This window comes from Ruegeria sp. BHSC029 (assembly GCF_059613085.1).
Genome location: NZ_JBXWRU010000013.1, coordinates 1 through 12,864, shown reverse-complemented (window position 1 = coordinate 12,864; position 12,864 = coordinate 1). Strand labels below are relative to the sequence as shown.

At 53.7% G+C, this 12,864-nt stretch carries 15 protein-coding genes; 9 read left to right on the top strand and 6 right to left on the bottom strand.

Going from position 1 to position 12,864, the window contains the following annotated elements:
- The first annotated feature begins 113 nt into the window (after nucleotides 1-113).
- The gene (locus AC2FML_RS19090) at nucleotides 114-746 is read left to right on the top strand and encodes a tyrosine-type recombinase/integrase (RefSeq protein ID WP_496784086.1); all 633 of its coding nucleotides are present in this window, start codon (nucleotides 114-116) and stop codon (nucleotides 744-746) included.
- 224 nt (nucleotides 747-970) lie between these two features.
- Here the strand turns inward: AC2FML_RS19090 and AC2FML_RS19085 are convergent, their stop codons facing one another.
- The gene (locus tag AC2FML_RS19085) at nucleotides 971-2,353 is read right to left on the bottom strand and encodes a metal-dependent hydrolase family protein (protein WP_496784085.1); all 1,383 of its coding nucleotides are present in this window, start codon (nucleotides 2,351-2,353) and stop codon (nucleotides 971-973) included.
- 413 nt (nucleotides 2,354-2,766) lie between these two features.
- Between AC2FML_RS19085 and AC2FML_RS19080 the strand changes: the two genes are divergently transcribed.
- Complete coding sequence (locus AC2FML_RS19080; protein WP_209599137.1) at nucleotides 2,767-3,186, top strand: VOC family protein; 420 nt, start codon at nucleotides 2,767-2,769, stop codon at nucleotides 3,184-3,186.
- Nucleotides 3,187-3,360: 174 nt separating this feature from the next.
- On the opposite strand, the gene AC2FML_RS19075 is transcribed toward AC2FML_RS19080, so the two are convergent.
- From AC2FML_RS19075 to AC2FML_RS19065, 3 genes are all read right to left on the bottom strand, one after another.
- Nucleotides 3,361-4,053: a substrate-binding domain-containing protein gene (locus AC2FML_RS19075; RefSeq protein WP_209599138.1), complete on the bottom strand. Its 693-nt coding sequence runs from the start codon at nucleotides 4,051-4,053 to the stop codon at nucleotides 3,361-3,363.
- A gap of 34 nt (nucleotides 4,054-4,087) precedes the next feature.
- Complete coding sequence (locus AC2FML_RS19070; protein ID WP_496784087.1) at nucleotides 4,088-4,297, bottom strand: GDCCVxC domain-containing (seleno)protein; 210 nt, start codon at nucleotides 4,295-4,297, stop codon at nucleotides 4,088-4,090.
- Nucleotides 4,298-4,379: 82 nt separating this feature from the next.
- Nucleotides 4,380-4,814 (bottom strand): nuclear transport factor 2 family protein, encoded by a 435-nt coding sequence (locus tag AC2FML_RS19065; protein ID WP_209599139.1) that lies wholly within the window; start codon nucleotides 4,812-4,814, stop codon nucleotides 4,380-4,382.
- Nucleotides 4,815-5,125: 311 nt separating this feature from the next.
- On the opposite strand from AC2FML_RS19065, the gene AC2FML_RS19060 reads away from it, so the two are divergent.
- Together AC2FML_RS19060 and AC2FML_RS19055 are read left to right on the top strand one after the other, a co-directional pair.
- The gene (locus AC2FML_RS19060; protein WP_496784084.1) at nucleotides 5,126-5,590 is read left to right on the top strand and encodes a MaoC family dehydratase; all 465 of its coding nucleotides are present in this window, start codon (nucleotides 5,126-5,128) and stop codon (nucleotides 5,588-5,590) included.
- Nucleotides 5,591-5,743: 153 nt separating this feature from the next.
- Nucleotides 5,744-6,715, top strand: coding sequence for an adenylate/guanylate cyclase domain-containing protein (locus AC2FML_RS19055; protein ID WP_209599141.1), 972 nt, complete (start codon nucleotides 5,744-5,746; stop codon nucleotides 6,713-6,715).
- Nucleotides 6,716-7,004: 289 nt separating this feature from the next.
- Here the strand turns inward: AC2FML_RS19055 and AC2FML_RS19050 are convergent, their stop codons facing one another.
- Both AC2FML_RS19050 and AC2FML_RS19045 read right to left on the bottom strand, forming a co-directional pair.
- Nucleotides 7,005-7,208, bottom strand: coding sequence for a hypothetical protein (locus tag AC2FML_RS19050; protein WP_058283652.1), 204 nt, complete (start codon nucleotides 7,206-7,208; stop codon nucleotides 7,005-7,007).
- A 236-nt stretch (nucleotides 7,209-7,444) separates the two neighbouring features.
- Nucleotides 7,445-8,212 carry a helix-turn-helix transcriptional regulator gene (locus tag AC2FML_RS19045; RefSeq protein WP_496784083.1) on the bottom strand — a complete coding sequence of 256 codons (768 nt, stop codon included), beginning with the start codon at nucleotides 8,210-8,212 and terminating at the stop codon, nucleotides 7,445-7,447.
- A 153-nt stretch (nucleotides 8,213-8,365) separates the two neighbouring features.
- On the opposite strand from AC2FML_RS19045, the gene AC2FML_RS19040 reads away from it, so the two are divergent.
- The 5 genes from AC2FML_RS19040 to AC2FML_RS19020 all read left to right on the top strand — a co-directional run.
- Nucleotides 8,366-9,466, top strand: coding sequence for an ABC transporter ATP-binding protein (locus AC2FML_RS19040; RefSeq protein ID WP_237216008.1), 1,101 nt, complete (start codon nucleotides 8,366-8,368; stop codon nucleotides 9,464-9,466).
- Nucleotides 9,467-9,500: 34 nt separating this feature from the next.
- Nucleotides 9,501-10,664, top strand: a complete 1,164-nt coding sequence (locus tag AC2FML_RS19035; RefSeq protein ID WP_093962198.1) for an ABC transporter substrate-binding protein — start codon at nucleotides 9,501-9,503, stop codon at nucleotides 10,662-10,664.
- A gap of 38 nt (nucleotides 10,665-10,702) precedes the next feature.
- Nucleotides 10,703-11,554 carry an ABC transporter permease gene (locus tag AC2FML_RS19030; protein ID WP_093962199.1) on the top strand — a complete coding sequence of 284 codons (852 nt, stop codon included), beginning with the start codon at nucleotides 10,703-10,705 and terminating at the stop codon, nucleotides 11,552-11,554.
- A 7-nt stretch (nucleotides 11,555-11,561) separates the two neighbouring features.
- A complete protein-coding gene (locus AC2FML_RS19025; RefSeq protein ID WP_010442232.1) occupies nucleotides 11,562-12,383 on the top strand; it encodes an ABC transporter permease in 822 nt (273 codons plus the stop codon).
- Between the two features lie 18 nt (nucleotides 12,384-12,401).
- On the top strand, nucleotides 12,402-12,864 hold a 463-nt coding region (locus AC2FML_RS19020), incomplete at its 3' end, for an SDR family NAD(P)-dependent oxidoreductase (protein ID WP_496784082.1).

The window sequence follows — 12,864 nt, the reverse complement described above, 5'->3', positions numbered from 1 at the left end:
GCGGATGACCTCGGGACTGGTTTTGAAGTACTTGAAAGAGGCAGGTTTGGTCATGGGCAAAAGCTACGCAACCGTCCTGCCTGCCTCAAGACAAGTTCTTCTGACAAGACCTCATGTCCAAAGTCCAACTTCCCGCTGTCAAACCGAAACGCCGCCCGTGGAACAAAGGGCGGCTTGTTGGCCAGAAGCGCCCGCTGCTCCCAAAGCAGGTATGGGCGATTCGCACCCGCCTCGAAATGGCGGGGAATCTCCGGGACCTAGCCCTGTTCAACCTCGCGATCGACAGCAAGTTGCGTGGCTGCGATCTCGTCCGGTTGAAGGTCGCCGAATTCGTGATTGGGGGCAGTGTCCGCGATCGTGTCTCTATCATCCAAAGCAAGACACAACGACCAGTCCAGTTCGAGGTCTCTGAAAACACGCGTGAGTCCATCTGGAACTGGGTTTCGTCTCCTGAGATGTTCGGGTGTGTGTTTCTGTTTCCCAGCAGGATCCATGATCGACCGCATGTATCGACCCGGCAGTACGCGCGGCTTGTCCGGGACTGGGTGTCCGCGATCGGCTTGGACCCGAGCGGATACGGCACGCATTCGCTAAGGCGCACCAAAGCCGCTCAAATCTATCGAAAGACCGGCAACCTTCGTGCGGTCCAGCTCCTGCTCGGACACACCAAGGTAGACAGCACGGTTCGATACCTTGGGGTCGAGCTCGAAGATGCGTTGGCAATCGCCGAGAAGATCGACATGTAAACGATCGGCGAACGGCATAAGATGCCGTTCGCTTTCTGAAACCAGACGGACAGCCAAGGCCTCGCCAACGACGGGTGAGAGCCCTTCCCGACCGATGCAGCTTTTGTCACGAACGGGCAGAATGCCGACTGAGCAGACATCCGACTAAATCGGTTGGAAGACGGTTCGGAACCCAAAATGACTGTAGGAATAGGCGGTTTCACATCGAGCCGCCCAATACTTTGTTAGTCCAGAGTGTTCTTGTAGATAACACCGTCTTTCATGATGACGTCGAAATTGTTCTCCGGATCGCTGACGAGGTCGAGGTTCTCCAGCGGGTTGCCGTCAACGAGGATCAAGTCGGCGTAGGCGCCTTCTTCGACCACGCCGAGCGGACCCATCGGATAGGGCGTGAGTTTCTGCCCGAGTTTCAGCAGTTCCGCGTTGTCGCAGGTCGCCATCTTGAGCGCCTCGTAGGGCGTGAACCATGTCTGCAACTTGGCAAGCTGTGCGCCCTGCCGCGCGGCCAGATCGGCGCTGAAGAGCGTGTCTGTGCCAAAGGCGATCTTGACGCCGAGTTCCTTTGCCGTGCGATAGACGAAATCGGTGCCGTCCGTAACGAACTTGTACTTCGCCTGTTGGAACGTGTTCAGGGTCGGGGCGTCCTCGTCGTCGAGGAAGGGCTGCATACTGAGCCAGACATCGTTTTCGACGAAGCGTTGCAGCGTCTCGCGCGTCGACATGTGCCCGTGCTCGATGCTTTTGACACCTGCGTCGATGGAATGGTTCACCGCCTCGTCATTGATCGCGTGGGTCATGACGTAGGTGCCCCAGTTCTCCGCCGCCTCAACCGCCGCTTCCAGCTCCGCAAGCGTGAATTGCTTGGTGTGGATCGGGTCGTAGGACGAGGTTACACCGCCACCGGCCATCAGCTTGATCTGGGTCGCGCCCTGCATCAGGTTCTCGCGCACGCGCTTGAGAACGACCGGGATCCCGTCCGCTATGTAGAACATGTCGGAGGTTTCCATGGGATGCAGCTTGTCTGGCGTAGCAGGCACATCCTTGGTCTGGCGAAAATCCTGATGGCCGGCGGTCTGCGAGATGCCGGGACCGGCCGGGAATACCCTAGGGCCTTCGATGATCCCCTCATTGGTCGCACGGGCGATGTCGAACATCGGACCGCCGGCGTCGCGCACTGTGGTGAACCCGCGGTAGAGCGTGTCGCGCTGTGCGACCGAGGCCTGAAGGTTCCAGTAGCCCTCATTGGTTGCGGCGAGTTGGGCAATTGTTGCGGTCGCAAAAACGCCATGCCAATGCGCGTCGATCAGGCCGGGCATGAGTACGCGCCCGTTGGCGTCGATCACGGTGGCGAACTCTGGCGGTTCGAGATCTGGCCCGATACGCGAGATCAGTTGGCCCGCGATGAAGACGTCCTGACCTTCCAAGAGGTCGGGAGAACATCCTGTGAAGATCTTTGCGCCGCGTATGAGCACGGCATTGGGCGTCGTGTCAGAACCGCTATCTTGGGCGAACGCGCCGCTGGAACAACCAATTGCTGCCGTGCAGAGCAGAAATGTGAAAATCCGCATAATCATCTCCATCCAAAGCGAAGCGTCGTCCTCGCTCACTGTCGAAATATCTTTCAGAATGGCAATGTGACGTCCTCGCATCCTCCACGCAGGGCCGCATAGCTCGATCCAATGAGTACAGCACATCGCAGTCGCCTCGCAACGGTCAATCGACGCGGCATTCTCAGCCTGACGCGAGGTCGGAATGGATGATCGTATTCCGTCCCGAACTATGTCCTGAATACGTTGTTGCTCAAAGGCAGCTCTCTGTGCAATCCGATCCTCGATTCAGAAGCAAGAAGCGTCCGGAATGCGCAGATAGCGGCCGTATAGAGGCGCAAGGCGAACGGCGGGAAAGTCCCGCTGAGCGGTTGTTCGGGGAAAATCGATCGATGTCCGAATTGCGGACGAACCGGACATTTGATGCCACATCTGCTATTTATCGTATCGAAGACTTTGAGAAGTGACATTTCATGCCCAAAATACTACTTCATCATGTTTCGTATCCCGTCAGGGATGTTGAGGAGTCAGCTTCCTTCTACGAAAGTCTTTTCAACCTGGAACGCCTTGACCGCCCACCATTTTCGACTCCCGGAGTTTGGTTGGCATGTCACGATCGCCAAATTCACCTGGTGCTGAACGATGCTGGAACCTATCGCACCAAATCTTCTCCTGACATTGCCGACGTACACTTTGCATTCTGCACCGACGACTTTGAAGAAATGGTCGATCGCTTGGAGGCGGCTGGATATAGCGAGGATTTGCCAGCGGGTGACAAAAAAAGACTAGTTATTCTGCGTGAAGGTCTCGCCGGGTTCCCACAACTCTATCTGCTTGATCCCGATCTCAACACTATCGAAGTAAACGCAGCTCCAATGCCAGGAGAACCCTGAAACCAACTTGCTGTCTTTACCCCTTTTAGCCTCGAAGCAGACCAAGTCGGGTAAGGAGCTTGGGGCGGCCGCTTTGGCTTAAAACGGCCGCCTGCTAGAATTGTTGCGGATGTCTAGATTATGGCTGTAATCGCGAACACCTTGCAGAAATAGCGCGACTCTGTCGATCCGCGTTTAATCCAACTCGAACCGCAGAACACCCGCGGCGGCTAGTTCATCGTCGAGTTCGTTCGCCGTCAAAAATTCTAGCGCAAGGGCCGCGCTGCTCGGGGGCGTTGTGCTCAAGAATATTGACATATCGATATGAGTCCCAAGCTCCTCCGGTAGGATTGCCGCAGGAACCACCCCCGGTGTTGAAAGCACCGTAGTCAGCGGAGCGACTGCAAGCTCAACTTCCCCGGCGGCGACGGATGCGACTGGCTCGCCACCACCCATGGCTAGGCTCTTGGGTAAAAGCACAGTACTCAGATCCAGCCGCTCGATCAAATCGAGGTAGGTGCGGCCACTTGTGCCTGCACCCGTGTAGGCGATGCTATCGACTTCATGCAAAAGGGCTCTGATAGTCTCCACGTCTTTTCTGATTGAGCCTTCGGTTTTCTCTTTTCGGCCAACGGCAAGGGGCACACGGCCAAAAGCTCGGTGACTGGCTGCATCTGCTTTTCCATCTTTTACGAGCGCCTTAGCGTAAGGGGGATTAGTCAAGCCGATGTCATAAGCTTCATCCGCCGAGATGCGCTCCGGTATCGCGGGGTTTAGATCAACCAACTGAGTGACTGCTGCACCCGTTACCGTTTCCAAGCGCGGAACGAGGTTATTCATGATTGCGCGGATCGCCACCGGTACAAAAATGCGCAGTTCGACTGGCATAGCAGATGATATTTCTGGAGGTGTTTCCCCGCGATTATCCACAGCATGTGCCACCTTCTTGGATCGGCGGACAAGCTACCGTCCCGTAAGAGCAAAACACGCAACAATCGCCGGGTAACGGCTTAAAGACCTTGCCACATGAAGTGCACTCGTAGAACCACTGGCATGCGTCCGTCGGCATGGTTTCCACCTTAGCATGTCCACACTCAGGGCACTTGAGAGTGCTTTCCAGAACGAAAGTCATTTCCGTCAAATCTGAACTCCAATAATTCTAAAACCCGCGAGTTCTGTATTTAATCGGCGCGTACAAACAGACGATGTCAATTTCAGACTGCCGGTTGCAGGTCCAACCTCTTAAGTGACAGTTCGTCATCGCCAGCTTGATCCCAAGTGTGCGCGATAATTTTCCAGTCGTCGTCAGATTTTACGAGAAGATATCCACTCACGTCTTGGCTCACATCCGTGCCGTCTTCCAAAAGCTCCGACACCGCAAGCACGACTGCGATGCTCCCGAACTTAAGTATCTTCATACTCCGCGTTTGCTCTTCAAAAGATTCAAGGTTTTTCCGCGCCACCGCTTCCATACGCTCGATGAATTCATCCAGTGATCGCAATTGCGCCGGTCGAGCTGCTCCGCATAAAATCGCTCCTGGTAAGAAGTCTCCCCGGAAGCGTTCCCAATCCGGCTCTTCCTGATTGTTCCATTTCATGCCTTCGAAGTGATCGCGGACCAAGGCGCGGATTTTTTCTTCATCTGACACGATATCTCCCCCCCAAGTTCAAATAAGTATAATCTAACACATGAATCATACTCGCCAAAACGAGCCAGCCGATGACGCTCGCTTTGGCTCTTTGGGAGCGTTCCACTAGGGCAAAGTGTCCCTGACCGGTGCGCTCAGCCCCCTAACGAGCTAGGCGCCGTACATCTGTCGTACTCCACATTTGCCATCTAAACTAAGTCCGTGGTGGGCTTGAAGCGGGCGTTCTCGGATGTTCGCTGGCACGACTGTTCTGCTTACAAAGAGCTAGGGTCTTCGTTGATGCGCGAACATTTACCGTCTATTCTTTGTGTATGGTTAGCGGCAAATACTTCGACGATCTGTCTGTCAATGATACGTTCGAGACCGGTGGAATCACACTCACCGAGGGCGCGATTGTCGACTTCGCACTTATGCACGACCCCCAGCCTTTCCATGTAAATAAGGTGGCGGCAAAAGGTTCGATTTTCGGCGGGATCATTGCAAGTGGTTTTCAAACCATCGCGCTCACCTTCCGGCTATTTCGTGACACTGGCGTTCTAACCGGAACCAACATGGGCGGGCATGGTATGGACGAGGTGCGGTGGCTCGCCCCTGTTTTTCCCGGCGACACGCTTCATGCGCGCGTCACGGTCGAGGTGCTCACGCCGTCGCGTTCAAAACCTGACCGGGGAACCGTCCGGTTCCGCTACCGAACCTACAATCAGGACGAAGTCGAGGTGCTTAGTCTAACTATGGACCACGTAATGGCTCGGCGCGGTGCAGACGGTTCTTCTTGACGTTGCAGTGGTTGGGTTTCCCGAGAATATGGTCGTGATGCGGACAAAGTTGCCCTTTGAGTTGCAAGGCAATTCCGGTATTCATTAAGCAACAACCGTTTGCTGAACTGCCGCGACAGCGATAGCAAACTGCGGCCTCTTGGAAAGAAACTTGTGATCAAGCCTTCTCCAGAACTGCTTGCTATTTCGCGCCGCTGGTACATGAACAACAGCAGTGGTAATCAGATCGCTTTGCCCAATTTTTTGTCCAATAGTGAAAACCTTAGCTTTCTCGGGTCGGCGAGCGGCGAGAACTGGAGCGGGCAGGAAGTAAGAGACGCTGTCGCCGCGTATTTTCAAGATAAGCCAGATATTCTGCACATGGAGGAGCTTTTCGCGGAAGCCTTTGAAGCAGGCGACATCGGATGGGCCACCGTCATTAACAAGGTCACTTTAGTGGGCAGGTCCGAAAAACCGTTCGAATTTCGCGAAACGCTGATTTTCGCACTGGAGCAAGGGAGCTGGAAAATCATTAATCGGCACGGCTCTGTGCCAATACCCAATCAAGTCATACTGGGGATGGAGCAGACGTCAATGTCTCAACTGGCCGAGGCAGCGCGTGAGAGTATGTCGTTAGGCCAAACCGAAGGACTTGCTTCAGTCATGTTTACGGATGTCGTGGCATCCTCCGTCATCGCAAACACACTGGGTGACCGCGCGTGGTCTGCGAAGATCAATGCTCATTTTGCGGCATTAAAACAGATCGTTGAAGCAAATGGAGGCCAATTCGTCAAAACACTAGGCGACGGTACGATGTCGTCTTTCGCGTCCGCTCGATCTGCAATGTCGGCAGCAGGTAAAATTCAGCGTGATCTGGCGAACGAAATTGCCGAGCCCCGGCTCGCCGTCAGAGTTGGAATTCACACTGGCGATGTAGTGCAGTCCCATGAGGATTTCTTTGGCTCGGTTGTCAATATTGCCGCTCGTATCGCGGCTGTTGCTAGTCGAGGCGAGGTTCTTGTATCTGACGTGACGCGTGCATTGGTTGGTGATGATCCAAACCTAAAGTTTGAACTTTTGGGCGAATTTGAGCTGCCGGGTCAACAAGGCACAAGCGTTTTGCATGCCATGAATTGGCGGTCTTGACCGTCTTAAGTGATGGTCCGCTTCGGGCTCGAAGCGGTAGTTCGCGGAAGGTTGTTCGAATGACTGTGATGCGGGACAAAGCGGTCTATGATTCTCTAAATAAATCGGCCGACCTTGGGTTTACAGTACACGGTAGTGGAGAGTGAGAAGGATTAGTTGTCTTCACTGCCTGAAGTATAGTGTCTCAATTGGCACCCTTATAACATGCTGAGCAGGACGTTATGGCTCACGAGCGTCCAGATACCCTCCGGTTAAGCCCTTTTGAGTGTCAGATGGTATCGTCCCAAAATTAGGTTGTTGGTTGTTCGGGTGCGTCACCCAGAGCCAGCAGCAAAAGAATAGCCAAAAGGGGTGATCCAACCAGACCGATCAGGAACCAGATCAAACCAGACCGGTTGCGCCGCCCTGCCATCGTGATCGGCAGGATATAAAGCCAGATCACGACAACCAGCAAGATGAGCATAAAAATCAACTGGATAACTGGTGCGTCCATGAAATTTTGCCTTTCGTATCTTGAAGCCATTTTTAAAACGGCTGATCCGGTTAGATAGACAATGGCCCGAAAGCGTTTTCGGGTATTAATTTAGCCCAACTTGGGTCCCGGGCGTCCCAACCCTCTCCCTTTGGGTTCCTTGGCTATCAGACAGTGCCGTCCAAATGTTTGGTGTTTTCCGGGTCACAAGGTAGCAAGGTCGGCAAAACGGATAAAGTGGGTGTTCAAGGAACCTTTTAAAGCGCCTTTTCAATGAACTTTGAAAAAAGCTCACCCTGCGAGTTGATCCTAAGTTTCGCGTAAATGTTGCGTCTGTGGATGCGGACTGTGCCTGGAGAGATGCCGAGAATTGTGCCAACAGCTTCTGCCGAATGGCCCTTCAATGTGAACTCAACGACTTCTCGTTCTCGTGGCGTCAGAACGCCATCGCCAAATGCCTGGAATGCTAGATCAACACGACGACTAACGCCATTCGCTGCGGCGCCGCGGGCCATCGTTGGAAAGTCACTCCAATGTTTGCAACAGGCTGCCCGAACGAGCGGCCATAGAGCGAGCAAATGACGAATTTCCTTGGCGGAATAAGGCTTCTCTGCTCGCATGAGCGAGACCACAACCACCCCAGCGCCTGGGATATCGATAAAGTAGCCAATCTCCTCTGCTAACCCAGTCCTTTTGTAATAGCTGCGATAGTATTCGCCCTGATAGAACCTGTCCGGTGCGATTTCGCGCATGCGGTACAGACCCGGTGTTATCGGTTTTGTCGCGGCCAAAAAAAATGGATCAAGTACGTAGGGCCCGGCTTGGTAATCCTCAACAAAAATACGCCGTTTGCCTTTGGGGAAATCGTCGTGAAGGTCTATTGGTGCTTCGGTTCCGATATGGCCAAACACTACAGTAAAATCGAATGGTGCGACCTGCCGTAAGCCATCTGCCAAAGCACATGGAAACTCTGGGGTTCCGATCTTCTCCACGACCCTGCCGGCCTCTTCCATCCAATCGTACACACGCCGCTCCAGATCTTCGAAAAGAACCTCCATACCCCAATTGTGGTATATACAGTTATTCCGAGTTATTGTTACTTTTTCCTTGTTTGAGTGGTATGCCAACAAATGCCAAAAAATCAAGCAAAAGGAAAACGGCAGTATATGAGCTTTGACATGAGCGTCACCATGCAGACGATTGCGGAACTCCGAGGAGTGACCAAGACCTTCGGGAATGTGGTCGCCGCCAAAGACCTGAATCTTTCCATTGGGAAAGGAGAGTTCCTGTCGTTCTTGGGCCCATCTGGTTGCGGCAAAACCACTGCGCTTAGAATGTTGGCAGGTTTCGAGAAGCCAACCGAAGGTCAGGTGTTGCTCGATGGAGAAGTCGTCAACGACTTGGATGCGCACCATCGCCCAGTCAACATGGTGTTTCAGCACTATGCTCTTTTTCCTCACCTAAGCGTGTTCGACAACATCGCGTACGGCCTGCGCCAACAACGACCACGCGTAGACAAACAAACAATCGCGACAAAGGTTGAGCAAGCGCTGGAAACTGTCCGTCTTGGTGGGTTTGGCCCACGTCGCATCTGGGAGATGTCTGGTGGTCAGCAGCAACGCGTCGCTTTGGCGCGTGCGATCGTAAACGAGCCCAAGCTTTTGCTGCTTGATGAACCAATGGCTGCTCTGGATCGAAAGCTTCGAAAAGAAATGCAGTTTGAACTGCAGAACCTGCAACGACAACTGGGAATAACTTTTGTCCTCGTCACGCACGACCAAGAAGAAGCGCTTTCAATGTCCGACCGAATTTGTGTGATGGAAGGCGGCAGTATTGTGCAGGTTGGCAGCCCACGCGAACTCTATGACATGCCCCGCAGCCGCTACGTGGCTGGATTTGTAGGCACCTCAAATTTCTTTGATGCAACTGTGACTGACTCAGCAGCCGACCAAATCACTGTGCGTTTAGCGAGTGGCCAAAAGGTGCACGGAACTCCGGAGATTCCAATAGATGCAGGGCAGGAAGTGTGCGTTAGTATCCGTCCTGAACAGATCACGCTGACCCGCGCGCTACCCACAGCTGAAATCGCTCTGCCAGTTACCATTCAAAATCGGATCTTCCTTGGGGAGCACACAGAATACCTTGCGCGCAACGAAGCACTGGGTGATTTCCATGTACTTGTGCCAAGGCAAGCGGAATTGAACGAGGGGACGTTCAATGCAGGAGAGCAGGCCTTTGTTTCATGGGGCGAAGGCGCACTGCTGATCCTGGAAAAATAACAAATCCCGCAATCCAACAACAGAGAGGTTCACAATGACCAAGGATAATGGGACTATTTCCAAGCAAAAGTTCATGGAAGAGCTTCGCCGGTACCAAAAGGGTTCGGTTACACGGCGACATTTCTTAGGCGTGACAGGTCTTGGGATGGCAACGGCCGTTCTGGGCACGGCCATTCCTGGGTTGCGTCCACGCCCGGCATTTGCTGCCGGGGACATTGGCGACCGAGTGATCCTCGCCACATGGCCGAACTACCATGACGAGATGAACTTCGAAGCCTTCACGGAAGCCACTGGCGCCCATGTTCAGGTCAATGTTTTTGGCTCGAATGAAGAGATGTTGGCAAAACTACAGGCTGGAGGGTCTGGCTGGGACGTTTTCGTTCCAACCAACTACACGATCACTACGTATGTGGGTGAAGATCTGATCATCCCGCTCGATACGTCCAAACTGCCAAACTACGACGCAGGTTCATTCGAACAGCGCTTTTCCGATGCCGGTTCTGTCGATGGCCAGCTTTACGCGGTCCCAAAAAACTGGGGCACGACTGGCTTTGCAGTGAACACCAGCAAGCTTGACGGCGCTCCGACTCCAACCACATGGAAAGAGTTCTGGGACCTTACTATGGAAGGTTACTCAGGCCGGACAATGGTGCATGATTACCAACTCACCACCATCGGTAATGCCCTGAAATACTTCGGCTACTCCTTCAACTCGGTCGATGAGAAGGAACTGGCGGATGCCGAGAAATTGTTACTGGATGCCAAACCGCATCTGTTTGCAATCTCGTCGGATTATCAGCCACCGATGCGTAACGGTGACGCCTGGATGACGATGTGCTGGACAGGTGACGGCAAGCAGATGAATGTCGACATGCCTGAAATCGCCTACGTTCTGGGAACTGAGGGCGGTGAACTCTGGTCCGACTACTACGCTATTCCTAAGGGCGCACCCCATATGGATGCCGCTTATGCCTTGATCGACTTCCTGCTGAACCCGGAAGTTAATGCGAAAGAAGTCCTCGCTCACGGCTATCCATCGGCTGATGCTCGCACCAATGCGTTGCTGCCGAAGGAACTACTGGAAGATCCGATCCTTTATCCGGCAGCTGACCTTCTGAATGCACTCGAGTTCGGCGCGGCGGCTACACTAACCGATCCAAACCGTGCCGAGTTGCTCGCCCGCTTCAAGTCGGCCTAAGCGGCAAGGCCGCCAATATCGGAAAAGACGAGGACAAAATGACCGAACGAGGCAGAAAAGCACTGTTGCTGGCTCCAGCAGGAATATGGCTTTTGGTAATGCTAGCCCTTCCTCTGCTGGTCGTCTTCGTCTTTTCCTTTGGCGAACGGGGTGCCGCCGGAGGCTACGTTCCAGCGTTCACGTTGGAACAATATGCCAACCTTCCTGCGCGATGGACGGCGTTTAAGAACACTTTGATCCTTGCACCTCTGGGGACTATCGCTGCGTTGGTAATTGCCTACCCGCTCGCCTACTTTCTTGCAGTGCGTTGTTCACCAAAGTGGAGAACTTCGCTGTTGATCCTAGTGATCGTGCCGTTCTGGACATCGATCCTGATCCGGTCATACGCTTGGATTTTCATCCTTGGGGGGCGTGGCTTGCCCGCTTTACTGGAGTCGATCGGCATTGATGATATCCGCCTGATAAATACGCCGTTCGCTGTGCTTGTCGGGATTGTCTATGGGTATCTACCTCTGATGGTTTTCCCGATTTTTGTAAGCTTAGACAAACTGGATAAACGCCTTCTGGAAGCATCGGCTGATCTCGGCTCTACCCCATGGCGTACGTTCCGTCAGGTGACACTTCCTTTGTCGGTACCTGGTATCGCAACTGGCTGCATGCTGGTCTTCATCTTGCTGATGGGCGAGTTTCTGATCCCAGCGATCTTGGGCGGCGGAAAGGTCTTTTTCGTCGGAAATGCGCTGGTGGACCTGTTCCTGCAGTCTCGGAACTGGGCGTACGGATCGGCGGTCGCAATGACTCTGGTTGTCGTAATGCTTGTCACTGTCTCAATTTACATGAAATTCATCTCACGCCTGGGTGGCCAGCGCGAAGATGTCTCGCTGATGTGAGGGTCCGATGCGCTTATACGCGATTTGCGTCTACCTTTTTCTCTATATTCCAATCGGCATCATCGCGCTTTTCAGCTTTAATGCCGGACGACACGCAAGCCAGTTCATGGGGTTCTCGACCCAATGGTATGGTAAAGCGCTGAACAACCCATTTGTAATGGACGCGCTCGAGACCAGTCTGCTTGCGGCATTCATAACTGCTTGCCTCGCATCCACTCTCGGAACCATGGCGGCCATCGCTTTACAAGGGGTTAAGGGATGGCTCCGAACTTTGTTTGATGCGATGATTTATATTGCGATAATGATACCCGGTATCGTCATCGGCATCGCGACACTCATTGCCCTGGTCACCGTATTCGGCTGGCTAAACCCGCTTCTTGCAAGCCTATGGCCCGATGGAGCAAATCCCCCGCAACTTTCCATGGGGATGCCCACGCTTGTCGCCGCACACACCATGTTCACAATGGCGCTGGTCATAATCATCGTACGTGCAAGGCTATCGGGTATGGACCGCGCGCTCATGGAAGCTTCGGCTGACCTCTTTGCGACGCCCTGGGGCACCTTTCGACAGGTGACCCTGCCGTTGATAGCACCGGCAATTTTGGCAGGCTTCCTGCTCAGCTTCACTTTCTCATTTGATGATTTCATCATCGCGTTCTTCGTAGCTGGCTCAGAAACAACCCTGCCAATCTACATATTCTCATCCATCCGGCGCGGCGTAACACCCGAGATCAATGCCATCGGCACTATGGTTATGGGCGCGTCGCTCTTGTTGCTCGTAGCAGCGCAGCTGCTTTTGCGCCGAGGCGCCTCAAAATCGAATAATTAAATAAAGGAGCCAAGTGACATGCGGCTTGCAGGTAAGGTCGCGCTCGTGACGGGCGCGGGATCAGGAATTGGTCGGGCGGGTTCAATGGCAATGGCACAAGAGGGTGCGCATGTTGTGGTAACCGATCGCGATGCAACCCTTGCTGAAGCCACTTTGGCCGCGATCGTTGCGCAGGGAAATCAAGCATCTGCCATACAGCTTGATGTGACCGATGACGATGCCCTTACCAGAACCATAGACGAAGCAGTTAAAAACTTCGGTCGGCTTGACGTGTTGCACTCTCACGCTGGGTTGCAGATCGAAGGAACGCTGGAAGAAGTGGAACCAGATGGAATGGATGCTTCTTGGGCATTGAATGTCCGCGCTCACTTCATTGCCGCGCGTGCAGCCGTCCCCCATATGAAATCACAAGGTGGAGGCAGCGTGATCGTCACGGCCTCCAATTCTGGGGTTCAATATGACCGGGGTATGATCGCCTATG

Bases quoted from the DNA above. Each gene is read 5' to 3' on its own strand.
- AC2FML_RS19060 (WP_496784084.1), top strand. From the start codon at position 5,126: ATGGTTAGCGGCAAATACTTCGACGATCTGTCTGTCAATGATACGTTC.
- AC2FML_RS19090 (WP_496784086.1), top strand. From the start codon at position 114: ATGTCCAAAGTCCAACTTCCCGCTGTCAAACCGAAACGCCGCCCGTGG.
- AC2FML_RS19035 (WP_093962198.1), top strand. From the start codon at position 9,501: ATGACCAAGGATAATGGGACTATTTCCAAGCAAAAGTTCATGGAAGAG.
- AC2FML_RS19075 (WP_209599138.1), bottom strand. From the start codon at position 4,053: ATGCCAGTCGAACTGCGCATTTTTGTACCGGTGGCGATCCGCGCAATC.
- AC2FML_RS19080 (WP_209599137.1), top strand. From the start codon at position 2,767: ATGCCCAAAATACTACTTCATCATGTTTCGTATCCCGTCAGGGATGTT.
- AC2FML_RS19050 (WP_058283652.1), bottom strand. From the start codon at position 7,208: ATGGACGCACCAGTTATCCAGTTGATTTTTATGCTCATCTTGCTGGTT.
- AC2FML_RS19070 (WP_496784087.1), bottom strand. From the start codon at position 4,297: ATGACTTTCGTTCTGGAAAGCACTCTCAAGTGCCCTGAGTGTGGACAT.
- AC2FML_RS19040 (WP_237216008.1), top strand. From the start codon at position 8,366: ATGAGCGTCACCATGCAGACGATTGCGGAACTCCGAGGAGTGACCAAG.
- AC2FML_RS19025 (WP_010442232.1), top strand. From the start codon at position 11,562: ATGCGCTTATACGCGATTTGCGTCTACCTTTTTCTCTATATTCCAATC.
- AC2FML_RS19030 (WP_093962199.1), top strand. From the start codon at position 10,703: ATGACCGAACGAGGCAGAAAAGCACTGTTGCTGGCTCCAGCAGGAATA.